The organism is Arthrobacter glycogeni (assembly GCF_054511155.1).
Map to the genome: position 1 here is coordinate 316,169 of NZ_JBTNDE010000001.1, position 26,911 is coordinate 343,079.

23 protein-coding genes are annotated in these 26,911 nt (G+C 66.5%); 5 read left to right on the plus strand and 18 right to left on the minus strand.

What is annotated here, in order from left to right:
* Window positions 1-9: 9 nt before the first annotated feature.
* Window positions 10-1,719: a glycoside hydrolase family 3 N-terminal domain-containing protein gene (locus ACX80O_RS01475; RefSeq protein WP_459332257.1), complete on the minus strand. Its 1,710-nt coding sequence runs from the start codon at window positions 1,717-1,719 to the stop codon at window positions 10-12.
* Window positions 1,720-1,826: 107 nt separating this feature from the next.
* On the opposite strand from ACX80O_RS01475, the gene ACX80O_RS01480 reads away from it, so the two are divergent.
* On the plus strand, window positions 1,827-2,966 hold the full coding sequence (locus ACX80O_RS01480; RefSeq protein WP_459332258.1) for a glutamate--cysteine ligase: 1,140 nt from the start codon (window positions 1,827-1,829) through the stop codon (window positions 2,964-2,966).
* A gap of 42 nt (window positions 2,967-3,008) precedes the next feature.
* Here ACX80O_RS01480 and tsaD read toward each other — a convergent pair whose 3' ends face one another.
* From tsaD to ACX80O_RS01510, 6 genes are all read right to left on the minus strand, one after another.
* A complete protein-coding gene (gene tsaD, locus ACX80O_RS01485; protein WP_459332259.1) occupies window positions 3,009-4,085 on the minus strand; it encodes a tRNA (adenosine(37)-N6)-threonylcarbamoyltransferase complex transferase subunit TsaD in 1,077 nt (358 codons plus the stop codon).
* A complete protein-coding gene (rimI, locus tag ACX80O_RS01490) occupies window positions 4,082-4,525 on the minus strand; it encodes a ribosomal protein S18-alanine N-acetyltransferase (RefSeq protein ID WP_459305377.1) in 444 nt (147 codons plus the stop codon). Before rimI ends, tsaD begins: the two co-directional genes overlap by 4 nt.
* The gene (gene tsaB / locus ACX80O_RS01495; RefSeq protein WP_459305376.1) at window positions 4,522-5,181 is read right to left on the minus strand and encodes a tRNA (adenosine(37)-N6)-threonylcarbamoyltransferase complex dimerization subunit type 1 TsaB; all 660 of its coding nucleotides are present in this window, start codon (window positions 5,179-5,181) and stop codon (window positions 4,522-4,524) included. Before tsaB ends, rimI begins: the two co-directional genes overlap by 4 nt.
* 9 nt (window positions 5,182-5,190) lie before the next feature.
* Entirely contained in the window at window positions 5,191-5,727 is a 537-nt protein-coding gene (gene tsaE, locus ACX80O_RS01500) for a tRNA (adenosine(37)-N6)-threonylcarbamoyltransferase complex ATPase subunit type 1 TsaE (protein ID WP_459332260.1), read from the minus strand.
* On the minus strand, window positions 5,714-6,889 hold the full coding sequence (alr, locus tag ACX80O_RS01505; RefSeq protein ID WP_459332261.1) for an alanine racemase: 1,176 nt from the start codon (window positions 6,887-6,889) through the stop codon (window positions 5,714-5,716). The genes tsaE and alr overlap by 14 nt, the downstream gene beginning before the upstream one ends.
* A gap of 82 nt (window positions 6,890-6,971) precedes the next feature.
* Window positions 6,972-8,060 (minus strand): carbohydrate kinase family protein, encoded by a 1,089-nt coding sequence (locus ACX80O_RS01510; RefSeq protein WP_459305373.1) that lies wholly within the window; start codon window positions 8,058-8,060, stop codon window positions 6,972-6,974.
* Window positions 8,061-8,170: 110 nt separating this feature from the next.
* Between ACX80O_RS01510 and ACX80O_RS01515 the strand changes: the two genes are divergently transcribed.
* On the plus strand, window positions 8,171-9,556 hold the full coding sequence (locus ACX80O_RS01515; RefSeq protein WP_459332262.1) for a family 4 glycosyl hydrolase: 1,386 nt from the start codon (window positions 8,171-8,173) through the stop codon (window positions 9,554-9,556).
* Here ACX80O_RS01515 and ACX80O_RS01520 read toward each other — a convergent pair.
* The 8 genes from ACX80O_RS01520 to glmS all read right to left on the minus strand — a co-directional run bounded on the left by ACX80O_RS01520 (window position 9,553) and on the right by glmS (window position 21,445).
* Window positions 9,553-10,083, minus strand: a complete 531-nt coding sequence (locus ACX80O_RS01520) for a GNAT family N-acetyltransferase (RefSeq protein ID WP_459332263.1) — start codon at window positions 10,081-10,083, stop codon at window positions 9,553-9,555. The genes ACX80O_RS01515 and ACX80O_RS01520 overlap by 4 nt on opposite strands.
* A 4-nt stretch (window positions 10,084-10,087) precedes the next feature.
* Window positions 10,088-11,134, minus strand: coding sequence for an L-glyceraldehyde 3-phosphate reductase (mgrA, locus tag ACX80O_RS01525; RefSeq protein WP_459332264.1), 1,047 nt, complete (start codon window positions 11,132-11,134; stop codon window positions 10,088-10,090).
* Between the two features lie 52 nt (window positions 11,135-11,186).
* Window positions 11,187-12,920 (minus strand): malto-oligosyltrehalose trehalohydrolase, encoded by a 1,734-nt coding sequence (gene treZ / locus ACX80O_RS01530; protein WP_459332265.1) that lies wholly within the window; start codon window positions 12,918-12,920, stop codon window positions 11,187-11,189.
* Window positions 12,917-15,232 carry a malto-oligosyltrehalose synthase gene (gene treY, locus ACX80O_RS01535; protein WP_459305368.1) on the minus strand — a complete coding sequence of 772 codons (2,316 nt, stop codon included), beginning with the start codon at window positions 15,230-15,232 and terminating at the stop codon, window positions 12,917-12,919. The genes treZ and treY overlap by 4 nt, the downstream gene beginning before the upstream one ends.
* A gap of 59 nt (window positions 15,233-15,291) precedes the next feature.
* Window positions 15,292-17,472 (minus strand): glycogen debranching protein GlgX, encoded by a 2,181-nt coding sequence (gene glgX / locus ACX80O_RS01540; RefSeq protein WP_459305367.1) that lies wholly within the window; start codon window positions 17,470-17,472, stop codon window positions 15,292-15,294.
* A gap of 86 nt (window positions 17,473-17,558) precedes the next feature.
* Window positions 17,559-19,145: an NAD(P)H-hydrate epimerase gene (locus tag ACX80O_RS01545; RefSeq protein WP_459332266.1), complete on the minus strand. Its 1,587-nt coding sequence runs from the start codon at window positions 19,143-19,145 to the stop codon at window positions 17,559-17,561.
* 2 nt (window positions 19,146-19,147) lie between these two features.
* Window positions 19,148-19,540 (minus strand): holo-ACP synthase, encoded by a 393-nt coding sequence (locus ACX80O_RS01550; protein WP_459305365.1) that lies wholly within the window; start codon window positions 19,538-19,540, stop codon window positions 19,148-19,150.
* 6 nt (window positions 19,541-19,546) lie between these two features.
* Complete coding sequence (gene glmS, locus ACX80O_RS01555) at window positions 19,547-21,445, minus strand: glutamine--fructose-6-phosphate transaminase (isomerizing) (protein ID WP_459305364.1); 1,899 nt, start codon at window positions 21,443-21,445, stop codon at window positions 19,547-19,549.
* 112 nt (window positions 21,446-21,557) lie between these two features.
* Between glmS and coaA the strand changes: the two genes are divergently transcribed.
* Genes coaA through mscL form a run of 3 tightly spaced genes read left to right on the plus strand, consistent with a single transcriptional unit; the run spans window position 21,558 to window position 23,766 of the window.
* Window positions 21,558-22,538: a type I pantothenate kinase gene (coaA, locus tag ACX80O_RS01560; protein WP_459305363.1), complete on the plus strand. Its 981-nt coding sequence runs from the start codon at window positions 21,558-21,560 to the stop codon at window positions 22,536-22,538.
* On the plus strand, window positions 22,535-23,356 hold the full coding sequence (locus ACX80O_RS01565) for a M15 family metallopeptidase (RefSeq protein ID WP_459332267.1): 822 nt from the start codon (window positions 22,535-22,537) through the stop codon (window positions 23,354-23,356). The genes coaA and ACX80O_RS01565 overlap by 4 nt, the downstream gene beginning before the upstream one ends.
* Window positions 23,357-23,373: 17 nt before the next feature.
* Complete coding sequence (mscL, locus tag ACX80O_RS01570; protein WP_459305361.1) at window positions 23,374-23,766, plus strand: large conductance mechanosensitive channel protein MscL; 393 nt, start codon at window positions 23,374-23,376, stop codon at window positions 23,764-23,766.
* Window positions 23,767-23,802: 36 nt separating this feature from the next.
* Here the strand turns inward: mscL and glmM are convergent, their stop codons facing one another.
* The 3 genes from glmM to rplM all read right to left on the minus strand — a co-directional run bounded on the left by glmM (window position 23,803) and on the right by rplM (window position 26,268).
* Complete coding sequence (glmM, locus tag ACX80O_RS01575) at window positions 23,803-25,155, minus strand: phosphoglucosamine mutase (protein WP_459305360.1); 1,353 nt, start codon at window positions 25,153-25,155, stop codon at window positions 23,803-23,805.
* A gap of 130 nt (window positions 25,156-25,285) precedes the next feature.
* Window positions 25,286-25,783 (minus strand): 30S ribosomal protein S9, encoded by a 498-nt coding sequence (gene rpsI / locus ACX80O_RS01580; protein WP_459305359.1) that lies wholly within the window; start codon window positions 25,781-25,783, stop codon window positions 25,286-25,288.
* A 41-nt stretch (window positions 25,784-25,824) separates the two neighbouring features.
* Window positions 25,825-26,268, minus strand: a complete 444-nt coding sequence (gene rplM, locus ACX80O_RS01585; RefSeq protein ID WP_019481538.1) for a 50S ribosomal protein L13 — start codon at window positions 26,266-26,268, stop codon at window positions 25,825-25,827.
* Between the last annotated feature and the right edge of the window lie 643 nt (window positions 26,269-26,911).

Below are 26,911 nucleotides of genomic sequence, written 5' to 3' on the forward strand. Positions count from 1 at the left end.
CGGGCCGCATCAGCATCCGGTCCCTGCGGCGTATCCGGCCGCCTCGACCGGCAATCGTCCGGGTGCCGGCGCATCGCCTGTCAGAACGTCGAGGACGGCGGCGAACGCCCCCGGCGTGTCTCCGTAGGCAGCAATCTTCACTGGTGCGTCCACGGCCTCCAACCACCAGGGTGCATCAAGAGCGACGGCAATCTCGGCCGGCGCCGCACCGCTGCTGCCGCCGACCAGGGACACTGTCGTCCCTCCTGCTCCGACGGTGACACCCCGTTCCCCTGCGGCATCGGTGAAGCGCTGCCTGTCGGTTTCCGTTCCGCCAATCAGCGAGGCGGTGCCGTTCAACAGGTCCCCTTCACACTGCCCGGTGAGCATGGTAATCGCCGCTGCGGAGGCTACGGCGCTGGCCCCCGCCTGCTCCCCCGGCGCTGCGGTCACCGCCGCGGTTGCGAGCTTTGCCTGCCACAGCATCAGTGTGACCACCCGGGTGGCGGCCTCGGCCAGCCGCGCGCCGGGAAGGCTACCGTCGTCGATGGCCGCGACGATTCCCGCGTGGGCGGCGTAGGTGTCGGTGGGCATCAGGAGCAGGTCGGCCCCTGCGGCGAGGGCCCGAGGGGCTGCCTGCCCACCGGGGTAGAGCTGTTCCACTGCTGCCATGTTCAACGCGTCGGTGACCACCACTCCGTCGAAACCCAGCCCGCGCAGCGCCTCATAGTTGGGAGCTGACACCGACGACGGCACCCCCGGGTCAAGCGCCTCCACGGCAATATGGCCCATCATCATGACAGGCACGCCAGACTCGACCGCCGCTGTGAAGGGCGCCCAGTCGCGGGTCTGAAGATCCTGGAGGGTAGCTGTCTGCACGGGGAGTTCGAGGTGGGAGTCGGCCGGCACTGAACCGTGCCCGGGGAAGTGCTTCGCGCTGGGTAACACTCCCGCTTCCAGCATCCCGGCCACCGCAGCGGACCCCAGCTCGCCGACCAGGGTCGGATCATCCGCATAGGCGCGCGCGCCGATCGTCGGGTCGCTCGCTCCCGTGGTGACGTCTACCGACGGCGCATGGTTCATGGTGAAGCCGAGTCCTGCCAACTCAGAGTTCATCGCCGTCATCGACGACCCAACGAGTGCCGGATCGCCCGCAGCGCCGTAGGTCATCGGCGTCGGCCAGGCGGTGAGGGGCCCACGGAGCCGGGCGACCTGCCCGCCTTCCTGATCCACGGAGATGACTGCCGGCCAGGTCCTACCGTCCTCTGCTACTGCCGCGGCCAGAGACTCGGTCACTGCCGCCATTGCCACGGGATCCACCGCACCGTCGGCGGAGAGCGGCACGTTGTCGCCCATGATGATGCTGCCCGCCAGGTGAAGGTCCCTGATCGCCTGTTCCTGGCCTGCAGTGTCCGTGCCCGCGTAGAACCCGACGATCACCTGCCCGGCCCGCTCCTGGGTGCTCATGCCGGCCACGGCCGCGGCGGCGTCGTCGTAGTTCTGCGTACTGGGACCCCAGGGCAACGAGTCGGTGGTCGTCGACGACGCTGACGGTTCAGGTGACGGTTCAGGCGACGCCGACGGCGTTGGGCCGGTCTCGGTGGTGGGGGCGCCGCCACCGTTTCCGGCGGGGGTGCAGCCCGCCACGAGCAGGAGCGTGACAACGGCCAATCGTGCCTGGCGTAAGCCCCGGCGGCGTGCCTGGTTCCCAGTGTTCGCCCGGTGGGCTGCGCTTTTCACTGTATCGATGCTACTCCTGCTCTAATATTGGGACAGTTCTCTTCCGCGGATGACGTGATATCGAGGCAGAATTTTCCAGCAGTCCGGTACCGGTCAGGAGCCAGCCCATGAAGATCGAATTCGCACAGTCAGCACAGTCCACGCTCGGCGTGGAATGGGAGCTGGCCCTGGTGGATCGTTACAACGGCGAGCTGGTGTCGGTGGCCGATCAGGTCCTCCGCGGGGTGGCGGCGAACCACCCCGAGCTGCAGGAGGACGAGGAGCACCCACACATCAAGCAGGAGCTGCTCCTGAACACGGTCGAGTTGGTGACGGGGATCTGCCACACGGTGGCCGACGCGAAGGCTGACCTATCCCGTTCCCTGGCGGCCGTCCGCGAGGTCACCGACCCGATGGGCGTTGAGCTCTTCTCTGCCGGGTCGCACCCGTTCAGCGTGCCCCGGTCCCAGCCGGTGACCGATAAGGAGCGCTACTACAAACTGATCGACCGCACCCAGTGGTGGGGCCAGCAGATGGTCATCTACGGGGTCCACGTACATGTGGGGCTCGACCACCGCGACAAGGCGATGCCCGTGCTCGACGGCCTCGTGAACTATGTGCCGCATTTCCAGGCCCTGTCGGCGTCGTCGCCGTTCTGGGCGGGAGAGGACACCGGCTACGCGTCGCAGCGCGCCCTGATGTTCCAGCAGCTGCCCACCGCCGGGTTGCCTTTCCAGTTCCCCAACTGGAGTGAGTACGAGTCCTATGTGCAGGACATGTTCACCACCGGAGTGATCGACGCGGTGAACGAGATCCGCTGGGATGTGCGCCCCGTCGGAAACCTGGGAACCATCGAGATGCGGGTGTGCGACGGGTTGTCCACCCTCGAGGACGTCGGAGCGATTGCTGCCCTGACCCAATGCCTGGTCGACGAATTCTCAACCACCCTCGACAACGGCGGGACCATCCCCACCATGCCGCCCTGGCATGTGCAGGAGAACAAGTGGCGGGCCGCCCGCTATGGGATGGAAGCGATCATCATCCTCGACGCCAAGGGCAACGAGCAGCTGGTCACTGAGCATTTGCTGGAGGTGCTCGACCGGCTGCAGCCGGTGGCGAAGAAGTTGGGCTGCGTCGAGGAGCTCGGTGACGTGGAGAAGATCCTCGCCCGCGGCGCCGGCTATCAGCGTCAGCGCCGGGTCGCGGCCGAGCACGGCGGCGACCTCAGCGCCGTCGTCCTCGACATGGTCGCGCAGCTCCGCCACTAGCCCCCGCCATCCCCCGGATCGAGTCAACTCGATCCAAGGGATTTAGGTGTACACGCTGGTAACGGGCAGCGACGAGTCGGTCGCGAAGCGCAGCCCGGTGGGTTCCCCGCCGTTCATCACGATCTGCGCCCCGAGCGCCGCCACCATCGCTCCGTTGTCAGTGCACAACGATAGAGGCGGGACCGTCAGGGTGATCCCCGCGGACGCGCACCGTTGGGCGGTCAGGGTCCGCAACCGCGAGTTGGCTGCCACCCCGCCCCCGAGCAGCAGGTTGGTGATCGCGTGTTCGCGGCATGCCAGCACCGCCTTGGAGGTAATCACGTCGACGACGGCCTCCTGGAACGACGCGGCGATGTCGGCGACCGGGAGGTCGACGCCGTCGGCTTCGTACTGCTCCACGCACCGGGCGACAGCAGTTTTCAGGCCACTGAACGAAAAGTCGTACCGGTGCGGTCCGGGCTGCCCGGCCGTCCCCAGGTATTTGGGCTGGGTCAGCCCCCGCGGGAAGCGGATCGCCTTCGGGTTTCCCTCCGCGGCGAGGCGGTCGATCGCCGGGCCGCCCGGGTAGCCGAGGCCGAGGATGCGGGCCACCTTGTCGTAGGCTTCACCGGCGGCGTCGTCGATGGTGCACCCCAACAGCTCGACGTCGGAGGCGAGGTTGTTGACCCGCAGGATCTCCGTGTGACCACCCGAAACCAGCAGGGCACCAAGATTCGGCGGCAGACCGTGTGGGAACGCCGAGTCCAACACTCCCACCCCGACGTGGGCCACCAGGTGGTTCACGGCGTACAGGGGCTTTCCGGTGGCAAGCGCCAGCGCCTTCGCCGCGGACACCCCCACCATCAGCGCACCGGACAGCCCCGGGCCGGAGGTCACCGCGATGGCATCGATCTCCGCCAGCGTGACGCCGGCGTCGGCGAGCGCCTGCCGCAGGGTCGGCACGAAAGCGTCAAGGTGTGCCCGGGAAGCGATCTCCGGAATCACACCCCCAAACCGGACATGTTCGTCCATTGACGAGGACACCGTGTTGGTGAGCAGCTGCGTCCCCCGGACAATCCCGACGCCGGTTTCGTCACAGGATGATTCGATGCCGAGGACCAGCGGCTGATCACGGTTCACAGGATCAACCTCATCACCCAGGCATCGACGCCGTCGCGGTAGTACTTGCGCCGGGTATGGATGTGCTCAAATCCGGTCAGGGTATACAGTTTTTGCGCCCGGGGGTTGTCGGCCCGCACCTCCAGCAGCACCTCGGTGGCGCCGCGGTTGCGGGCCTCGGCGAGCAGTTCGGTCAGCATCGCCGTGCCGATGCCCTTCCCCTCGCACTCGGGGAGGACGCCGATCGTCTGGATATCAGCTGTCGTGTCCACGCACATCACTCCGGCGTAGCCCACCAGCCTGCCCTCGCTCTCGGCAAGAAGATAACGGCGTGTTTCGGTCTGGGACACCTCGTCGAGGAACATCTCCAGCGGCCAGGCGTCGATGGGGAACAGCTCCAACTCGAGCCGTGCCACAGCCGGGACGTCCTGCAGTAGCAGGTCACGCAGTGAAAAGCTCATGCCGTAGCCCGCTTCCGGGGGCCGGGAACCCGCGCATCGGACTCCCTCAAATACAGCGGTGTCGTATCCAGCAGTTGGCGCCCGGCGGCGAGCCTGCGGTACGCCGAGCGTCCCAGCGCCGCCGCCGACGGGTGGACATCGGTGAATCCCTCCACCCCGGCCAGCGCCTCAGGGTACAGTCCGGCGCCTTTCCCATAGGCGGGGAGGTCAGGGAGCGACGTCGGTACTCCCACCTGCGGGCCCGCCACCAGGTCAGGAACGCCGCCGTCTGCGCGGTACCGAGCCCAGTAGACCTCCTTCCGCCGGGCGTCAGTGGTCACCAGGAACTCACCGGACACGGCGTGTGCTGCCGCATCCTCGGCGATCGAGTCGAGACTCATCACGCCGTGCAGCGGCACCTCCCAGACGTAGGCGAGGGTCCTGGCGGTGGCCAGCCCGGCCCGCAGACCGGTGAAGGGCCCCGGCCCCACACCCACCACAATGGCGTCGAGATCGGCTCCGGAGATTCCCGCGTCAGCCAGCAGGTCAGCGACAGCGGGTGCCAGCACCTCCGCGTGGGTCCGGGTGTCGTCGGTGGCAAAACTCCCGCCGACGACGCCGTCACGCACCAGGGCAGCACTCGCCGCGGCGGAGGTATCGAGGGACAAAATCAGCATCCTGGCAGCCTAATCCAGTGCCTCGACGGCTGGCGGTGTATTCGCCCAGCGCGGACCGAACGCGACAAGGAGAACCCGGCGGGGTTCGTCGTCGTCATCGGGGTCAGATGGTGCGCCGGCGCCCGCCGGCCGCTCAAGGTGAATCTCCAGGCGGCTCTCCGCAAGGTGCTCCACTCGCCCGGCGCCCCACTCCACCACCGTGACGCTGGAATCCATGCTGGATTCCAGATCGAGGTCGTCAATGTCGGCGGCAGACTCGAGCCGGTAGGCGTCGGCGTGCACCAGCGCGGGCCCGACCGCGACGGATGGATGGACCCGGACCAGCACAAAGGTCGGTGAGATGATGCCCGGCCGGACGCCGAGGCCCTGGCCCAGGCCCTGGGTGAAGGTGGTTTTCCCCGCACCGAGGCTGCCGGAGAGGATCAGCAGATCCCCGGGGGCGAGGTCGGTGCCCAGGGCAGTCGCGAACTGCTGCAGCTCGCCCGCCGACTGCACGGTGAAGCTGCGCCTCCACCGCTGAGGGTCTGTGCCGTTACTGGTCTGCACTGGGGGCTGTCCCGTTCAGGTAGGTGCGCGGGACGCGGCCGCTGATCCGCGTCACAATCTCGTAGTTGATCGACCGGCTGGCGTCGGCCCAGGCGTCGGCGCTGGGCTCGTCCGGGCTACCCCCAAACAGGACCGCGGTGTGTCCCAGGAGACTCCGGTCGGTGCCGGCAATCCCGGTGGTCTGCAGGTCGATGACGAACTGGTCCATCGCGATCCTCCCGACCACCGGATATTGGCGGCCGGCCACCAGCACCGGCGCTCCGGTGGCGATTCGGGGGACGCCGTCGGCGTAGCCCACCGGGATCAGGGCCAGGGTGGTGGGCCGGGTGGTGCGGTAGGTGAGGCCGTAGGAGACGCCCTGCCCGGCGGGGACCTCCTTGCAGGATGCTACCGAGGTCACAAACCTCATCGCCGGGCGCAGACCAAGACTGGCCGAACTGTGGCCATGGAACGGCGAGAGCCCATAGATGCCGAGCCCCACCCGCACCAGGTCGAAGTGGGTATCGGGGCGGGACAGGGCGCCGGGGGTGTTGGCGAGGTGCCTGAGTTCGACGTCGACGCCGGCATCCTCGGCCACCGCCACTGCCTCGCGGAAGCGGCGGATCTGGTCATCAGTTTCGTGGCGCTCCGGTTCGTCGGCGACCGCCAGGTGCGAGAAAATGCCGACCACCCGGAGGAGCCCCTCCTCCTGCTGCTCCAGCGCACGGCCGACGAACGTGTCCCACTCGTCAGGGGGGCAGCCGTTGCGTCCCAGCCCGGTGTCGATCTTCAGCTGGACCCGCGCGGGCCGTTCCTGCAGCCGGGCTGCCGCCACCACATAGTCCAGCTCCCACCCGGACACGCCGATATCGATGCCATCCCGGATTGCCGCCCCAAAGTCGGACTCGACCGTGTGCAGCCAGGCGAGGATGGGCGCCTCAATACCCGACGCGCGGAGGTCCAGGGCCTCGGAAATGTGGGCAACCCCCAGCCAGGATGCGCCCGATTCGAGGGCCGCCCTGGCCACCTGCTGCGCCCCATGCCCGTAGCCGTCGGCCTTGACCACTGCCATCAGTCGGGCCGGGCTGACGACGTCGGCGATGTGCCTGACGTTGTGGCGGACCGCGTCAAGATCAATCTCGACCCGCCGTTCACCGGCCGGGGGATCAGTTAGGAAACTCACCGCTCTATTCTGTCATTTCCGCGCGGCCGCGCGGCCGGCCGGTTCACAGCCGGACGCACGCGGGCGGGACCACACTGCCGCATCACGCATCCGACTGGCGGGCGATCGTCGCCGAGGCCCGGCGCACGGCTTCCAGCGGCACCCCTGAAACGAGGTGCTCGAGGAAGTCGTAGCGCTTCAGCCACTGCTTGCGCACCTTCTCGCGCGACTCGCTCATCCGGTGCCACCAGTCGGCGATGTCTCCCCACCCGGGTGCGGCGAGGGACCCACCCACTTCCTGCACCGACAGGGCTGCACATAGGTTGGCGAACCGCAACCGGTCGGCCAGAGGGAACCCGGCCAGGTCGCCCATCACAAACGCCGCACCAAAGCAGTCGCCCGCCCCCGTTGGATCGTAGGCTTTCACCGGCAGCGCAGGCACCCATTCCTCTTCACCCGTCAGAGAGTCGATGGCAATGGCCCCTTGCTGCCCCACCGTCACCACTGCCACGGGCACCCGGTCGGCGAGCGCATACAGCGCCGCCCAGGGGTCGTCGGTGCGGGTGTAGGCCATCGCCTCGCTGTCGTTGGGCATGAACGCGTGGAAATACTGCAGGGTGTCCAGTGCACTCCCCGACCACTGCCCGGTGGGGTCCCAGCCCACATCACCAAACAAAAGGGTTCCGTTGGCCCGTGCGGCGAGGGCCCACGGTTCGAGCTCCGGTTCAACACTGACGACGGCGGCCCGGCACCGCGGCGGCGGGTCACCGATCAACTCGGTGGCCGATACCGGGGACGGGTGGCCATGAGTGACCATGGAGCGGTCGCGTTGCACCGACAGGGAGACGGTGACCGGTGAATGCCAGTTCTCGAAGGTCCTCGACCGGGACAGGTCAACGTGCTCCTGATCGCGCAGGATGCCCTTGTTGTAGTCGCCGTAGCCGTCGTCGCCGAAGGCGGCTGATAGCGTGGTGCGCAGCCCGAGGCGGCTCGCGGCGATCGCCTGGTTGGCCACACCGCCGGGGCATGATCCCATCCCGTCGGCCCAGACCTCTGTGCCGGGCGTCGGTAGCTGCCCGAGACCGGTAAAGACAATATCGAGGAAGACCGACCCGCTGAGTAGCAGGTCAAATTCCGGGTCGGACGCGGAGCGGCTGGCAGCCAGAGGATCGAAACGATGCGCGGTACCCATATACGGCACAATACTCTTAGGCTCCCGGCGCGCAGCATCCCTGTGACGCCGGGGTCGCCGTGGTGGGCGCTGAGCGCCGGCACCGGACACACCGACACCGTGGAGGGTTCGTGAAACTGGTCATAGTGGGTGGCGGGGGCTTCCGGGTGCCGCTGGTGTACCGGGCCCTGTCAGCGGGGGAATTCGCCGGGGTGATCGATCAGGTGGTGCTGCACGATTCGGACCCCGCCCGGCTGAGGGCTGTCTCCCGGGTGTTGCAGACCATGCCGCTACCCGCCGGCTCAAACCGCCCCCACCTCGCATCCGCAGCCGATCTCGACGCGGCCCTGGTCGGAGCCGACGTCGTCTTCGCGGCCATCCGCAGCGGGGGCGCCGCGGGACGGGTGCTGGACGAGCGCGTCGCGCTGGATGAGGGCCTGCTAGGTCAGGAGACGGTGGGTGCCGGCGGAATTTCCTACGCCCTGCGGTCCGTACCGCAGATGCTGGCGGTCGCCACATCCATGCAGCGTGTCTGCCCCGACGCCTGGCTGATCAACTTTACTAACCCGGCGGGCATGGTGACCAGGGCCGTCCAGACGGTCCTCGGCGACCGGGCGATCGGGATCTGCGACTCGGCGTCGGGGCTCGTGTCACGATCCGCCGCTGCAGCGGGTGTTCCCCTGGCGGAGGGTTCGCTCAGCGGCGTCGACTATGTGGGACTGAATCACCTGGGTTGGTTGCGTGGTCTGACGCACGACGGCGTCGACCGGCTCCCGGCGCTGCTGGCCGACCCGCAGCGCCTCGCCTCCTTCGAGGAGGGCAGAGTGTTCGGGCCTGAGCTGCCGAGGCTACTGCGGTCAGTGCCCAACGAGTACCTGTTCTACTACTACTACCATCGTGAGGCGGTGCTGGCTCTTGCCGGCGCCACCGAAACCCGCGGCGTGTTTCTGCACCGCCAGCAGGAAGAATTGTACGACGAGCTGTTGACGACCCCTGAGCCGTTCGCTGTCTGGGAAGGGGCGCGGTTGGCCCGGGAGGAGGGCTACCTCGCGGAGGCCCGTCCTGAGGCGGAGGAGCGCGACGAGTCCGACCTGGCCGGTGGCGGGTACGAACGGATCGCCCTTGCGGCGATGCGAGCTCTCCTCACGGGTGAGGCCACCGAGTTGATCGTCAACGTGCGCAACGGGGCTGTGCTGCCCGCGCTGCCGGCGGACGCCGTCGTCGAACTTCCCTCCCGTCTGGACCGGACCGGGGCGACACCGCTGCCCACCGGCGCTCTGACCCCGCACCAGCTGGGCTTGATGGCACAGGTGCTCGCCGTAGAGGAAGCCGTGGTGCACGCCGCGGTCCACGCCGACCGCGACTCGGCGTTACGGGCGTTCCTGCTGCATCCACTGATCGACTCCGCCCACGCTGCCTCGCGACTGCTCACAGGGTACGAGCGGGCGTTCCCCGACCTGGCCGCCTCCTGGAAACAGCCGTCCGGGAGCGTCGGAGTTGCGGAAGCTCCGTACTAGAGCTCCCGGAACATGACGTGTAGGCCCACAAAGCCCTCCTGCGGGTGCCTGAACGCGCCGGGAATGGTGGTGAGAATGCGGAAGCCCAACGACGCCCAGAGTCGGACCGCCCGGGTGTTCGTTTCCACCACCGCGTTGAACTGCATTGCGCGGTAGCCCTGCTCCCGGGCCTCCGCCAGAACGTGCCGGGCCAGCAGACGACCAACGCCCCGGCCGCCGGCCTCCCCTGCCACCATAAAACTCGCGTTGGCCACGTGAGATCCACCGCCGGCACGGTTCGCGTGCAGCTGAGCCGTCCCAACGACGGCGTCACCCCCTGCGACCCCAGGACCAGTCGCGACGGCAACGTACACGCGCATCGTCGGGTCGGCGGGCGCCAGCCATTCGTCCCGGGCCTGCGCCTCGGCCATGCCGGCATCCCAGCAGTACGTCTCACCGGCACGCAGCACCGGCTCCATGATGGCCCAAAGGGCGGGCCAGTCGGCGTCGGCGGCCGGCCGCACCCCCAGCCCGGCGGCGTCGAACACCGGGTTATGCGTCGAGGGCCTTGGCCCACAGGTTGATGTCCGATTCGACGGCGAATTCGTCGATGGCCGTCAGCTCGTCCTGGCTGAAGTCGAGATTCTTCACGGCGGTGAGGCTGTTCTCCAGCTGCGAGACGCTGGAGGCACCGATCAGCGCCGACGTGATGGCACTGCCCTTGGACTGTTCCCGCAGGATCCAGGCGATCGCCATCTGGGCGAGCGACTGCCCGCGGCCCTGCGCAATAGTGTTGAGCCCGCGCACCCGGCGAAGGTTATCCTCTGACAGGTGAGCCTCGTAGAGTGACTTGTCCGACGCAGCCCGCGACCCCTCGGGGATGCCGTCGAGGTAGCGGTCGGTCAGCAGGCCCTGGGCGAGGGGTGAGAACGCGATCGACCCTACTCCCTCCTGTTCCAGCACCTCGGGAAGGTTGGGGGTGCCGTTCTCCACCCAGCGGTTGAGCATCGAGTAGGAAGGCTGGTGGATCAGCAGGGGCGTGCCGAGGTCCCGCAGGATTGTCGCCGCCTCAACAGTCTTCTCCGGTGAATAGGAGGAGATACCAGCGTACAGGGCCCGGCCCGAGCGCACAGCAGTGTCCAGGGCGCCCATGGTCTCTTCCAACGGGGTGTTGGGGTCCGGCCGGTGGCTGTAGAAAATGTCCACATAATCCAGGCCCATCCGATTCAGCGACTGGTCGAGGCTGGCCAGCAGGTATTTGCGGGATCCCCATTCGCCGTACGGACCGGGCCACATGTCGTAGCCGGCCTTGCTGGAGATGACCAGTTCGTCACGGAACGGCGCGAAATCGTCCTTCAGGTGGCGCCCGAAGTTGGTTTCGGCGCTCCCGGCCGCTGGCCCGTAGTTGTTCGCCAGGTCAAAGTGGGTCACGCCCAGGTCGAAGGCTCGGCGCAGGATGTCGCGCTGCGTCGCAAATGGCTTGTCGTCGCCGAAATTGTGCCACAGGCCAAGGGACACCGCAGGCAGCTGCAGGCCGCTGCGGCCCACCCTGCGGTAGGGCATGGAGTCGTAGCGGTCATCTGCTGGGTGGAAGGTCATGGTCTCTCCTAGGTCTCGGGGCGGGGCGATGCGTCGTCGTTGCGGGGCGGGCTCAGCTGAGGATGGCTGACCCCCGCGGTGGCAGGGTCAGGCGTCCGGCCGCCAGGGTCTCGCCCTGAACGCTCGACAGCAGGACACGCGTCACGTCCAGGTTGATGGTGCGTTCGTCGTCGGCAAGGTTGACGACGACGACGGTGCCCCCACGGCGGATGGCCAACCACTTCTCGGGTTCGCTGAAGTCCACCGACACGGCGGTGAAGTCGGGGTTCAACAGGTCTGGGGTCTCGCGGCGGAGCCGGATCAGGTGTCGGTACAGGTCGAGGAGACGGGCGTGGTCGCCCGTTTCGGCCTCGGCCCAGTCCAGTTTCGCCGACGCGAACGTTGCCGGGTCCTGCGGGTTGGGCACCGTGTCCGCGTCCCATCCCATCCGCTCGAACTCCCGGAGGCGCCCTTCGGCGGTTGCCTTGCCCAATTCCGGTTCGGGGTGGGAAGTGAAGAACGGCCACGGCGTGGAGGCACCGTATTCTTCCCCCATGAACAGCATCGGGGTGAAGGGCCCGGCGAGGTTCAGCACCGCGGCCTGGGCAAGGTGCGCGTAGCTCACCGTTGCGCCCATCCGGTCGCCGGCTGCCCGGTTGCCGATCTGGTCGTGGTTCTGGGTGCAGACCACCAGTTGGTGGGCGGAAACCAGGGTCGGATCAATAGGTCGCCCGTGGCTGCGTTCCCTGAAGGACGAGTAGGTTCCGTTGTGGAAGAACCCGTGTTCCATCACCTTGGCCAAGGCTGCCACGGAGTCGAAGTCCTCGTAGTATCCGGTGGTTTCCCCGGTCACGTTGACGTGCACGGCGTGGTGGAAGTCGTCGCTCCACTGACCGGCGAGACCGTAGCCGCCGGAGGTCCGCGCCGTGATGTGCCGCGGATTGTTGAGATCGGATTCTGCGATCAGGAACAGGGGCTTACCCAGTTCCGTGGCGCACTTGTCGGTTTCCTCGGCGAATTCCTCGAGGATGTGGGTGGCCCGCTCATCGTGCAGGGCATGCACCGCGTCCAGGCGCAGACCGTCAACATGATAGTCGTGAAACCACATGCGGATGTTGTCCAGGAGGTAGCGACGGACCTCATCGGAGAGCGGCCCGTCGAGGTTAAGGGAATCACCCCACGTGTTGGCTTTGCCCTCCGTCAGATAGGGTGCGAACTGGCCGAGATAGTTGCCGCTCGGGCCGAGGTGGTTGTGCACCACGTCCTGGATCACTCCGAGGCCCCGCTGGTGGGCAGCGTCAACGAACCGCTGGTAGCCGGCGGGTCCGCCGTAGGTTTCCTGCACGGCGAACCAGAGGACGCCGTCGTAGCCCCAGTTGTGGGTGCCGTTGAAGGCATTGACCGGGAGCAGCTCGACGTGCTGTACGCCGAGGTCCACCAGGTAGTCAAGCTTCCCGATCGCCGCGTCGAAGGTTCCCTCGGGCGTGAACGTCCCGATGTGCAGTTCGTAAACTACTCCCCCATTGAGCCCGGGCGATACCCAGGAGCCGTCCTGCCAGGCGTGGGCGCCGGGGTCGAAGGTCTGGGAGAGCCCGTGCACGCCGTCGGGCTGACGGCGTGATCGCGGATCGGGGATCGGCGTGGTGGCGCCGTCCACCAGATACCCGTAGTCGGTGCCGGCTGGGAGGGGGGCCGCGCCCGCTGTCCACCAGCCACCATCACCCCGGCTCATGGGTGTGGTGGTCCCGCCCGCGGTCAGCGAGAGGCTGGTGGCTTTGGGTGCCCAGACGTCGAACTGGTTCCTCATGATGCGTCCTCCCTGACCAGCAACGCCACTGGGTAGGTCTCGAAGATGGTTCCGGCCGGGACGGGGCCGCCGGAGAATGATGCCCCGGTGATGGCGCAGCTGTACTTGCCCTCCGGCAGGACGACGGCGGTGTCCTGCCAGCCGCCTCGGCGTTCCAGGCCCAGCGGCAGCCGGGTGAGAAGGGTAAGCGCCCCGCCGCGGTCGAAGGCAAAGATGTGCTCCGCTGCCTCACCGGTGGTGGCGACGGCGGTGTACCCGGCGAACAATTCGGGACGGTCGCGGCGCAGCTTTAGCGCCCGCGACACGACCAGGAGCTTCGCCACCGCTGACTCATCAATGGCGGGGAGGGCGCCGAAGGCCAGGTTGACCAGCGCCTGCTTCCGTTCCTCAAAGTCCACCGGCCGGCGGTTGTCCGGGTCCACCAGTGAGTCTTCCCAGAATTCCGAGCCCTGATACACGTCGGGCACGCCCGGCATGGTCAGCTGCAGCAGTTTGGCGCTCAGCGAGTTGGACCAGCCGTAGCCTTTGATTTTTTCCACCAGGGTGGTGACCAGCGTGGTGACCGCCGGGGTGTCGAAGGCGGCGTCGACCGCGGCGTGCATCCGGTCCTCGAAGGCTTCGTTGGGCGCGGTCCAGTGGGTGCTGGAGTCGGCTTCGCGGGAGGCCTTTTCCACGTAGGCGTGGGCCCGGTCGCGGCTCAGCGGCCAGGCGCCGATCATCGCCTGCCAGAGCAGCGAGGAGAACGCCGGGTCGCCCAGCGGTGCGGCGTCGTCGAGCTGGCCGAGCACTGTGGCCCAGTCATCGGCCATCTCGGAGAGCACGCTGATCCGGGCGCGGGTATCTTCGCTGCGTTTGGTGTCGTGGGTACTGAGCGCCGTCATGGACAGCGGGTTGTCCCGCTGGCGCCGCAGCAGCCGGTTGTGCATCTCCACCCGGCCGATCGAGAAGATCGACGGGTCGGCGCCCACCTCGTTGAGGGAGGTCAGCCGGTTGTACCGGTAAAACGCGGTGTCCTCGACACCCTTGGCCATCACCATGCCCGAGGTCTGCTGGAACCGCGTGGCGAGCTCGGTGAGCGTCGCCTCAGGATCAGCCAGGTACGGGTTCAGGAGCCCCTGCAGGGTGGTCAGCGTGGCGGCCAGGTCGGGGCGGTGCACCTGGGCCGCGACGACGGCGTCGTCGAGGTACTCGGCCCCACCGGGAAGGTAGCTCCGGTAGACGGGGAAACACGCCAGTAGTTCGGCGATCGCGTCGGCGGCCTTCTCGGGATCGAGGCCAGCATCGGCTGGAACCAGGCGGGTCAGCCGCAGCACCTCGGACCGGAGGATCCCGTCGGCGATCCCCCGCTTGGTGCCGTGGATCATCGAATGGAAATCCCCGGCCGGAGCGATTCGTTCGAGCGTGGCCTGCCCGGCCGGGTCAACAAACAAGCGGTCAATATCGGCGAGCGCGTCATACCCGGTGGTGCCCTCGGTGGCCCAGTCGGCGGGTAGGGTCTCCCCGGGCTCGAGGATCTTTTCCACCAGGACGTACGCCCCGCCGGTGAGTTCACGCAGCCGGTCAAGGTACCCGGCAGGGTCGGCGAGTCCGTCCGGATGATCGATCCGGAGCCCGTCCACCAGAGACTCCTCAAACCAGCTGCGAATCTCGCTGTGGGACTCATCAAACACCCGGGGCACCTCGACACGCAGGCCCGCCAGGGTATTCACGCCGAAGAAGCGCCGGTAGTTCAGTTCGTTGTCCGCGCGACGCCAGTTCACCAGTTCATAGTGCTGGCGGGCGTGCACGGCCTGGGCTGTATCGCCGGTTTCGTAGCTGCCGTCGGCGATCGGGAAGCGGTGGTCGTAATACCGCAGCTCACCGCCGTCGAGCTCCAGGGCAGCCAGCTCGTCATCGCCGTCGCCCAGGACCGGGAGGCGGATCTTCCCGTCTGCCGCGTCCCAGTCGACGTCGAACGCCTCGGCATAGGGCGAATCCTGCCCGCCCTTGAGCAGCGTGGACCACCAGGGGTTCTGCGCGGGGGTCTGCACCCCCAGGTGGTTCGGCACAATATCCACCAGCACCCCTAGCCCCGCCGCGTGCGCGGCGTCCGAGAGCGCCACAAAGGCGTCCCGTCCGCCGCGCTCGGGGTCAACGGCCGTGGGATCGGTGACGTCGTACCCGTGACCCGACCCCTGTTCTGCAGTCAGCACCGGCGACAGATACACCCAGTCCACGCCGAGGTCCCGCAAATAGGGAACCACCGCCGCGGCAGCCCTGAGGTCAAACTCGGATCGAATCTGCAACCGGTAGGTCGACTTCGGGGTCCTCATGCATGTACTCCTGAACTGGTGCTGGTGGGTCGTTCCTACAACTGCGGTGCCGGTGGGGGTTAGGCGTTACCGGGCTGGTGCGAGTTGGCCAGTGCGGCCAGTGACGCAGCCACCGAGTGATCAAGATCCTCGGTTTCGGCGTGAGCTCGCAACACCACCATCGACTTGGCTTCCAGCGTGATGGCGGCTTCAGCCGGAATGGCGTCCGAATCGGCGAACTTACCGGCAGTATCAATGACCTCGTCCCAGGCCGGAGCGTACTCCTGCTGCGGAAGGGTGAAGTCGACTGGCTCGTCGCTGGCGTTGAAGAGCAGCAGGAAGTTCTGGTCGGTGATGCGCTGTCCGCGGGCGTCACGGCCTGAGATGCCCTGCCCATTCAGGAACACGCCAATGGAACGGCCGAACCCGGTGTCCCAGTCCTCGGGCGCCATCACGGTGCCGTCAGTGCCCAGCCAGACGATGTCCGGCAGCGCCTCGCCCTCCCCGCGTCGGACCGGTCGTCCGTCAAAGAAGCGGCGACGACGGAAGGTTGGGTGCTCCGACCGCAGCCGGTTCACTGCGGCAGTGAATTCGAGCAAGGGCTGGTCCACCTGGTCCCAGTGAATCCAGCTCAGTTCAGAGTCCTGGGCGTACGTGTTGTTGTTGCCCTGCTGGGTGCGTCCCACCTCGTCACCATGCAAGAGCATCGGGACGCCCTGTGACAGCAGGAGGGTTGCGATGAAGTTCCGCTGCTGACGGACCCTGAGCGTGTTGACCTCGGGATCCTCGGTGGGGCCTTCCTCGCCGCAGTTCCAGGACCGGTTGTGGGTTTCGCCGTCGTTGTTGTCTTCACCGTTGGCGTCGTTGTGCTTCTCGTTGTAGGACACGAGGTCGCGGATGGTGAAACCGTCGTGGGCTGTGACGAAGTTGATCGACGCGACCGGGCGGCGTGCCGACTGCTCGTAGAGGTCTGCTGACCCGGTCAGCCGTGAGGCGAACTCGCCCAGGGTCGATGGTTCCCCGCGCCAGAAGTCGCGCACCGTGTCGCGATACTTGCCGTTCCATTCGGTCCACTGTGGTGGGAAGTTGCCCACCTGGTAGCCGCCAGGACCAACATCCCACGGCTCGGCGATGAGCTTGACCTGGGAGACCACTGGGTCCTGCTGCACCAGTTCGAAGAACGCTGACAGGCGGTCGACGTCGTAGAACTCGCGGGCCAGGGTGGACGCCAGGTCGAAGCGGAAACCGTCGACGTGCATTTCGGTGACCCAGTAGCGCAGCGAGTCCATGAGCAGCTGAAGGGAGTGGGGGTTACCCACGTTGAGGGAGTTACCGGTGCCGGTGTAGTCCATGTAGTACTTCTTGTCGTCTTCGACGAGCCGGTAGTACGCAGAATTGTCGATACCGCGCATCGACAGGGTGGGGCCCATGTGGTTGCCCTCGGCGGTGTGGTTGTAGACGACGTCGAGGATGACTTCGATGCCCGCCAGGTGAAGTTCACGCACCATGGCCTTGAATTCCTGGACCTGTTCGCCGGTGTCACCGGCGGATCCGTAGGTGTTGTGCGGCGCGAAGAAACCGATCGTGTTGTAGCCCCAGTAGTTGGTGAGTCCCTTTTCCTGCAAGGTGCTGTCGTTGACGAACTGGTGCACCGGCATCAGTTCGATGGCGGTGATGCCCAGCTTCTGCAGGTGGGAGATGACGGCCGGATGCGCAACACCGGCGTAGGTGCCGCGCTGGTCCTCGGGAACCTCGGGGTGCAGCTGGGTGAGGCCCTTGACGTGGGCTTCGTAGATGACCGACTGGTGGTAGGGAATGCGCGGTTTCCGGTCGCCGTCCCAGTCGAAGAACGGGTTGACGACGACGCCGAGCATCATGTGGGGTGCCGAGTCGTCGTTGTTGATGGAGTTCTCGTCACCGAAGTTGTAGCCGAAGAGCGCTGGATCCCAGTCCATCTGACCGTGGACGGCCTTGGCGTACGGGTCCAGGAGCAGCTTGTTCGGGTTGCAGCGGTGGCCCTCTTCGGGGGCATTGGGACCGTGGACCCGGTAGCCGTACTTCTGGCCGGGGACAATGTGAGGCAGGTACCCATGCCACACGTAACCGTCCACCTCGTGCAGTTCAACGCGTTCCTCGACGCCATCATCGTCGAGCAGGCAGAGCTCCACCTTGTCAGCGATCTCGCTGTACAACGCAAAGTTGGTGCCGGTGCCGTCATAGGTGGCGCCCAAGGGGTACGCTTCGCCGGGCCAAAGTTCCATGTGTTCTCCTGATGTGGGGATTTCGTAAGGTCGAAAGTGAACGGTCCAGCTACCTTCATAGCGCAACCGAATGACTATTGGGTGAATTATGTCCTGGGCGGGGGGCTGCCGAGCAGGTCCGCGAGGACCGCACCCACGTAGCCCGGCAACCCCGAGACCACCACGGGCCCGAAGCTGGCCGCCCGCCTACCTGCCAGGCCGTGCAGCAGCGCTGCGGCCGCGGCGACGGCCGCCCACTTGTCCTGCACCGGGACGCTGATGCTCTCGATGGCCGAGGCGCCGTTGTTGCCGGGGCCGCCGTTGTCGGCCGAATCGCCGTTGTCGGCCGAATCGCCGGCAAGTGTTGCCACGAGGGCTCCGAGAATGCCGGAGAGCGTGTCCCCTGACCCTGCGGTGGCGAGCCAAGGGGTCGCTTCGGCCTGGCTGAACAGCGTGCCCGACGGCGAGGCCACCACTGTGACGGCGCCTTTCAGCAGCACTGTGGCGCCGGTAAGTACGGCCGCTTGGCGGGCAAAGGCGGCCGGTGCGGCCTCAATGTCATGCCGGGTCACCTTGACCCGGTGGCTGGCCAGCACCGCCTGCAGTTCACCCGCGTGAGGCGTCAGGATCACCTGGGGTCCCAGTCTGCGGGGCAACAGTGGCAGCGCACCGGCGTCGACCACAGTCGGCAGGCCGGAAGCCATGGCGTCACGGGCACGCTTCCGCTGGTCCAGGTCGTCCTCCGCTCCCGGCCCAACCAGCCACGCCTGCACCCGGGAAGCCTTGACCGAATCCTGGGAGCAGACGGCTTCCGGGTGGGTCCTGTTGATCAGGTCGGCGACCGACCGCGGGCCCAGATACCTGACCATGCCCAGCCCGGTGGCCAAAGCGGCGCCGGTGGCCAGCACCGCCGCGCCAGGGTACTTGGCCGATCCGGCCGCGATGCCGAGCACCCCGCGGGTGTACTTGTGGTCGGCGGGACGGGGACGGCGGTACAGTGCGGCGACGTCGGCGGGCTCCAGACGGAACACGTTCGGTTCCGGCAGGGTCGCGTCCAGCCCAATGTCGACCACGGTGACCCGCCCGGCGGCCTGCGCCCCGGGACCCGTGAGTAACCCGGTCTTGAGCGCCCCGAAGGTGACGGTCCGGTCCGCGTGGAGCACCGGTTCATTGAGGACTCCCGTGTCGGCGTCGACACCGCTGGGGAGGTCGCACGCGATGACGACGCCGGTGGCGGCCGCTGCCAGGTCGCGGACGAAGGCGGCGACGGGTTCCCGCAGGGCTCCCGTGCCGCCGATTCCCAGGATGCCGTCGATGATCAGGTCGGCGCCGGCTGTAGACGCCACCAGGCGGTCGGCGGATGCTGGGGTAAGCCGTTCACTCCGCCCACCAGCACGGTGGAATGCGTCGAGTGCCTGCAGGTGGGTGGACACCGAGGTCAGGACTGCTGTGGTACGGACACCCCTGCGTGCCAGTCGGGCCGCCGCGAAGAGCGCATCCCCGGCGTTGTTTCCGCTGCCGGCAAGAACGACAGCCGACCGGCCATAGCAGCCGCCGGTGCTCGTGATCAGTTCCGCAGCAGCTGCGGCGGAGAGGCCGTAGGCCGCACGCTGCATCAGGGCGTCGCCGTGACCGGCCGCGAGGAGGGGGGCTTCAGCCGAACGGATCGCGCTGCCCGAATAGGCGCTAAGCATACTTAGGAGTCTAACCCGGTGGACGGTGGTGCGGGAGCCACGGGCGCAGCTTCGGCGACCACCATCGCCGTCGCGACCCCTCCGTCATGGCTGAGGGACAAATGCCAACGGTGGACCCCCTTAAGGGTTGCCACCGCCGCGACGGTCCCCTTAACCTCGACCGATGGGCTACCGGCGGCGTCGAGCCCGATCCAGCAGTCCTGCCAGTTCATACCCGCCGGAGCGCCCAACGCCTTGGCCACCGCCTCCTTCGCGGCAAACCGTGCGGCGAGCGAGCGTAGATTCAGCGCCCGCTCCGCCGGCACGAACAACCGCTCACGCAAACCGGGCGTCCGCTCCAACTGTCTGCCGAACCGGTCAACGTCCACCACGTCAACGCCGATGCCCACGATCATCGGCAATTACTCAACCGTGACTGACTTGGCCAGGTTGCGGGGCTGGTCAACATCGTAGCCCTTGGCTGAGGCGAGTTCACAGGCGAAGATCTGCAACGGCACGGTGGTCAGCAGCGGCGCCAGCAGGGTAGGAGTCTTCGGCACGTAGAACACGTGCTCCGCGTAGGCCTCGACCGATGCATCGCCTTCCTCGGCAATCACAATGGTGACGGCGCCGCGGGCGCGGATCTCCTGGATGTTCGAGACCACCTTGGCGTGCAGGGAGTCCCTGCCGTTCGGTGAGGGCACCACGACGACGACGGGCTGGCCGTCCTCGATCAACGCGATGGGACCATGCTTGAGCTCGCCGGCAGCAAAGCCTTCGGCATGGATATAGGCAAGCTCCTTCAGCTTCAGGGCACCCTCCATCGCCACGGGGAATCCAACGTGGCGGCCCAGGAAGAGCACCGACTTGGCATCGGCCATCTCGCGGGCCAGCTTCTTGACCTTGTCGGCATTGTCGAGGATGCTCTGGATCTTGGCAGGCATTTCCGCCAGGTCAGCCAGGACGTCGGCAATCTCGTCGCCGAACTTGTTACCCCGCAACTGGGCCAGGTACAGGCCCAGCAGGTAGGCGGCGGTGATCTGCGCCAGGAAGGCTTTCGTGGAGGCGACGGCGATCTCGGGGCCGGCGTGGGTGTAGAGCACCGCGTCGGATTCGCGGGGAATGGTTGACCCGTTGGTGTTACAGATCGCCACCACCTTGGCGCCCTGTTCACGGGCGTACCGCACGGCCATCAGGGTGTCCATTGTTTCCCCGGACTGGGAGATGGCCACCACCAGGGTCTTTTCGTTGACGATGGGATCCCGGTAGCGGAATTCGTGGGACAGCTCCACCTCGGTGGGGATGCGGCACCAGTGCTCGATGGCGTATTTGGCCACCTGACCGGCGTAGGCGGAGGTACCGCAGGCGAGGACAACAATCTTGTCCACCGACCGCAAAATTGTCTCATCGATGCGCAGTTCGTCGAGGATCAGCTTGCCGGCAGCGTCGGAACGCCCGAGCAGCGTCTGCGCGACGGCGTCGGGCTGGTCGTTGATTTCCTTCTCCATAAAGGACGGGTACCCGCCCTTTTCCGCTGCCGCTGCATCCCAGTCGACGTGGAATTCCTTGCCGGTGGCGGGGGCGCCGAAGAAGTCGGTGATGATGACCTCGTCGGGGGTGATGGTGACCACCTGGTCCTGGCCCAGCTCGACGGCGCGGCGGGTGAAGTCGATGAAGCCGGAGACGTCGGAGCCGAGGAAGTTCTCGCCGTCGCCAAGCCCCACAACGAGCGGCGAGTTCCGGCGGGCGGCGACGACGACTCCGGGTGAGTCCTGGTGCACGGCGAGGAGGGTGAAAGCACCCTCCAGCCGTTGGCTGGCCTGGCGCATGGCGTTGGTGAGGGGGTCCGGGTCCCCTGCGGAGGAGAGTTCACGGTAGATGCTGCCCAGCAGTGCGGCTGCCACTTCGGTGTCGGTCTCGGAGAGGAAGGTCTCGCCCTCCTCCAGCAGGGTTGCCTTGAGTTCGGCGAAGTTCTCAATGATGCCATTGTGGATGACGGCCAGCCGCCCGTTGTCGGCGAGGTGCGGGTGGGCGTTAACGTCGTTGGGTGCGCCGTGGGTGGCCCAACGGGTGTGGCCGATCCCGGTCATGGACGTGGGCAGCGGGCTGGCCTCGAGCTCGGCCACCAGGTTGCTGAGCTTGCCTGACTTCTTCCGGGACTCGACACCGTTGGAGGTCAGAACGGCCACCCCGGCGGAATCATAACCGCGGTACTCGAGGCGCCGGAGCCCCTCCATGACCACGTCCAGCGCGCCGTGCGTCGCTGTTGTTCGGTCTGATGACACTGTTGCTCGGCCTACGTAGCCTACGATTCCACACATGGGCTTAAGAGTACCGTCAGCCCAGCTCATCGGGTGCAGCGCACCCCTAGATCCGGGCGCCGCACCCGACGAGGGTTCGCATCTGCGGCCGCCACCGGGCACAATTCAGACGGTGAGTGAAACAAATCCCGGGGTGACCGCGGGCAATGGTGCGGAGAGCAACTTCACACCCTTCGTCGAGCTGGACCGCCAGACCTGGGCACGGCTGTCCAACGAGATCTCCTCCCCCTTGGACCTGGAGGACATCCTCCGGTTGCGGGGGTTGGGCGATGAGCTCAACCTCGACGAGGTGCGCGAGGTGTACCTTCCGCTCTCGAGACTCCTGTCCCTCTATGTTGCGGCCGCTGGTGAGCTTCATGCCGCCACCACCACTTTCCTGGGTGAGCAACGCACCCGCACCCCCTTCGTCATCGGTGTGGCCGGCTCGGTGGCAGTCGGCAAATCCACCACGGCCAGGGTGCTTCGTGAGTTGCTGAGCCGCTGGCCGGACACCCCCAACGTGGAATTGGTGACGACGGACGGCTTCCTGTACCCAAATGATGAGCTGGAGCGGCGCGGACTCATGCAGCGCAAAGGTTTCCCCGAATCGTACGACCGGCGTCGCTTGCTGAGGTTTGTCAGCGAAGTCAAGAGCGGCGCCGATGAGGTGCGTGCCCCCTGGTACTCGCACCTGACATACAACATTGTGCCGGACCGCGAGGTGGTGGTGCGGCGCCCCGACGTTCTGATCGTCGAGGGCCTGAACGTGCTGGCCCCTGCCCGGACCCGCGCCGACGGCCGGTCCGGCCTTGCATTGAGCGACTTCTTCGACTTCTCCATCTATGTGGACGCCAAGACGACCCACATCGAGCAGTGGTACGTCCAGCGGTTCCAGTCGCTGCGGACCGGGGCCTTCGCCAACCCGCAGTCATACTTCCACCGGTATGCGTCGCTGACCGACGCCGAGGCACGCGAGACTGCCCTCGGCATCTGGCGGCGGATTAACGAGCCCAACCTGATGGCCAACGTGCTGCCCACCCGAGGGCGGGCCCAGCTGGTGCTGACCAAGGAAGCCGATCATTCAGTGCGGCGAATGCTGCTCCGCAAGACATGACACGCTACGGTCACCGGTCTGCGCGCCCGCTGCTGGTGAAGTCGGCGGTCTTCGCCGTCGTGCTCGCAGGCGGTACGGCGCTCTCCGGATGCGCCGGACCGGACGCTGGGCCCGCTCCGACCGTTGAGTCCGCGCCGGGCGCCGTGACCCCCAGCAGCGGCAAAGTGCCGGCGCCCGCCCAGCGGTCGCCGTCGTCGGGGGGTCCTGTCGCGGCTGATGCCTACGCGGATCCTACGGCCACGAACGTCGTCGTCAACAAACGCCGGCCCCTCAACCCCATCGACTACGCGCCGCCGGTGCTGGTGCTCCCGGCGGTTCCCCTCGCCACAGACAGCGCCAACGCCATGCTGCGCCCCGAGGCGGCTGAGGCATTGGAGGGGATGTTCGCTGCGGCGGCCGACGACGACGTCGGGCTTACCTTGATCAGCGGCTACCGTTCCTACGCCGTCCAAGCTGACACCTACGACTATTGGGTCAGCATCAACGGCAGTGCTGAGGACGCCGACAACTATTCGGCACGTCCCGGTTTTTCCGAGCACCAGACCGGGCTTGCCCTCGATATCGGCCAGGATGATGGTGCCTGCACCCTCAGGTCATGCTTCGGCGACACGGCGGCCGGAATTTGGGCTGCTGCCAATGCCCCCGCGTTCGGTTTCATCCTCAGGTATCCGGCGGGCCGCCAGGAAACCACAGGGTTTCTTGAGGAGTCCTGGCACTACCGCTTCGTGGGGGCGGAGACCGCCTCGTCCATGCGGGACGGAAAGGTGGAGACACTTGAGGAGTTCGCCGGGCTGCCCGGTGCGCCGGACTACGGCTAGGCAGATATCCTTGGCGCATGCTTAACGGATTTAAGACCTTCATCATGAAAGGCAACGTCGTTGACCTTGCCGTCGCAGTGGTTCTCGGCACGGCGTTCGGCGCCGTTGTCACTGCGCTGGTGGATTCGGTGCTCATGCCGCTGATCTCGGCGCTGGTCGGTTCCCCGAACTTCGACGACTTCGCGAAAGTCACCATCAACGGGAACGACATTCTGTTCGGGGTGCTGCTGACCGCTATCGCCAACTTTCTTCTGGTGGCGGCAGCGATCTACTTCGTCGTCGTGCTTCCACTGAACAAGATGATCGAACGGCGCAACCGAAGCCTCGGCATCGTCGAGGAGGAAGCCGTCGTGGATCCGCAGATCGCACTGCTGACGGAAATCAGGGACAGCCTCGCGACCCGCCCCTGACCGCACCGAAGCGGGGCGGGCAGGGCGCGAATACACCTAGGCCGGGGTGAGAGCCAACCGGAGCTGGACGGTCTCGGCGAGCCGATCAGCGGTGAGCTGAGCGGTTTCCATGTCGGCGGCCTCCACCATCACCCGCACCACCGGCTCGGTGCCGGACGGCCGCAGCAGCACCCGGCCGGACTCCCCCAATGTCTCTTGAGCCTCGAGCACTGCCTGCTGGACGTGCTCGTTGGTGGTGACAGCTCCCTTATCGACGCCCTTGACGTTGATCAGTACCTGAGGGAGCTTGTTCATGATCTGGGACAGCTCTTTGAGCGACCGCCCGGTGCGGGCAACCTGCGCTGCAAGCTGCAGGCCGGTCAGGATGCCATCGCCGGTGGTGGCGTACTTGGCGAAGATGACGTGACCGGACTGCTCGCCGCCGAGGCTGTAGCCGCCGTCGCGCATCCCTTCGAGGACGTACCGGTCTCCGACGCCGGTCTCCCTGAGACTGATCCCTGCCTCCCTCAGCGCAAGTTTCAGGCCGAGGTTACTCATGACTGTTGCTACGAGGGTGCTGTCCTTCAGGGTGCCGGCAGCGTTCATCGCGACCGCCATGATCGCCATGATCTGGTCGCCGTCAACGATGTTCCCCTCGTGGTCGACGGCGAGGCACCGGTCGGCGTCGCCGTCGTGGGCGATGCCCAGATCGGCGCCATGTTCCAGCACCGCGGTCTGAAGGGGACCCAGGTGGGTGGATCCGCAGCCGTCGTTGATGTTGATCCCGTCGGGGTCGGCGCCGATGACCACGATCTCCGCCCCGGCATCGGCGAACACCTGGGGCGAGCAGCCGCTGGCGGCACCGTGGGCGCAGTCCAGCACCACTTTGACGCCGTCGAGACGGTTCGGGAGGGTCTGCAGGAGGTGCACGACGTAGCGGTCTTCGGCGTCGGCGAACCGCTTGATCCGGCCAACATCGGCTCCGATCGGGCGGAGGGCGGGCCGGGTGAGTTCCAGCTCGATGGCGTCTTCGATCCGGTCATCGAGCTTCTTACCGCCCCGCGCGAGGAACTTGATGCCATTGTCCGGCGCCGCGTTGTGGGACGCGGAGATCATGACGCCGAAATCGGCGTCCAGGTCCGCCACCAGGAATGCTGCGGCTGGGGTGGGGAGGACTCCGGCGTCGAACACGTCAACGCCCGCGCCGGCCAGGCCGGCTTCCACGGCTGCCGCAATGAAGTCACCGCTGATGCGGGGGTCCCGCGCGATCACTGCAGTCGGCCGCCTGCCGTCGGTGGTGCTGTGGCCCAAGACCACCGCAGCCGCCTGTGCCAGCCGCATGGCCAGCTCAGGGGTGATCAGTTCATTGGCCAGTCCGCGGACCCCGTCGGTCCCAAATAATCTACTCATCGATGTACATCCTAATTCAGAGAGGATCGATCCCGATCTTAAACACCTAACGCCCGTCCGGTTACCGGACGGGCGTTAGGACCACTGAAGGCCGGGCATCCGAAGTGGAAGCGCCGGTCCACGTGGTTGGTTAGCGCTTGGAGTACTGAGGTGCCTTGCGAGCCTTCTTCAGACCAGCCTTCTTACGCTCGATCACTCGTGCGTCGCGGGTCAGGAAGCCAGCCTTCTTGAGGATGGCGCGGTTGTTCTCGCGGTCAATCTCGTTCAGGGTACGAGCGACGCCGAGGCGAAGCGCACCGGCCTGGCCGGATGGGCCGCCACCATGGATACGGGCTACGACGTCGTAGGATCCGAGGAGATCGAGGATCTTGAACGGATCGTTGACTTCCTGCTGGTGCAGCTTGTTGGGGAAGTACTCGGCCAGTTCGCGGCCGTTGACAATCCACTTGCCGGTTCCCGGAACGAGCCGGACCCGTGCAACTGCTTCCTTGCGACGTCCAACGGCTCCGCCGCCGACAGTCAGGGCGGGACGTTCCTTGGCAGCTGCCTCGGTGGTCTCGCCGGTTTCTGAGGTGTAGCTCGTAAGCTCCTCAGTTGGTTCATTCAGCTCTTCAGTGTTCTGAGCCACGGTTCTCCTTGAATTAATTTCTTAGTGTGTGGTGGCCAGGACTACTGGGCGACCTGGGTAATTTCGAAGGTCTTCGGCTGCTGTGCAGCGTGTGGGTGCTCGGCACCGCGGTAAACCTTCAGTTTCCCGATCTGCTGGGCAGCCAGGGAAGTCTTGGGAAGCATGCCTCGAATGGCTTTCTCCACAGCGCGGACTGGGTTCTGTTCCAGCAGCTCTGCGTAGTTGACCGATGAGAGGCCACCCGGGAAACCGGAGTGGCGGTATGCACGCTTCTGCTCGAGCTTGGCGCCGGTGAGGGCAACCTTCTCGGCGTTGATGATGATGACGAAATCGCCCATATCCATATGGGGTGCAAAGGTCGGCTTGTGCTTTCCGCGCAGCAGTGTTGCGGTCTGGCTGGCAAGTCGGCCTAGGACAACGTCGGTGGCGTCAATGACGTGCCACTGGCGGTTGATGTCGCCTGGCTTCGGGGTGTACGTACGCACGGTTTTTGCCTTCGTTTCTTGTTCGGTGACGCCTTCACAACCGGGACATAATCCCCGCGCGAAGGCTCAGCTTATGCATGCGCTACCGGAACTTCAGGTGAGGGCTGAAAGCCAGTGATCCCGGTTATCTCGGCCATTCCCGCGGGCCAGGTGACTCTGCAACCGAGTCGCCACGCGGGCATGGACGTATCGAGGTGGGATACGCACAACGACTACCAAGATTAGCGCGAAATAGCTCCCTAGGTCAAAACCGCCCGGGTCCTGGGTGCGAAACCCTGTGGTCATTGGCGGGCTTTCTCAAACGCTGGAGGTGCGCTCCCCCGTCTGGGAGATGTTCACCAGGAGTCTGGCGCCTGAGAAAGGTCTTTCACTATAGCGGTTGCGACGACGCGGCGGCGTGGGGCGTTGCCTCAATGGCCCGGCCCTTTGCGTGGGTCCTGTTCCGGGTATGGGCCAAGTTCCGGGTAGGGGTGGTGCGGTGGAGTTGTAGGTGTGGCCGGTGGGGGTGGTGATACGGAAGGTGTGCCGAGACCCTGTGCCTGTGCCTGAGTCGGGTCCGGGGCGTGGTTGTGCTGTCCAGCCGGGTTGTTCTTTGGTGTGGTTGCATGCCTCGCAGAGCCCCGCCGAATTCGGAATGGAGGTG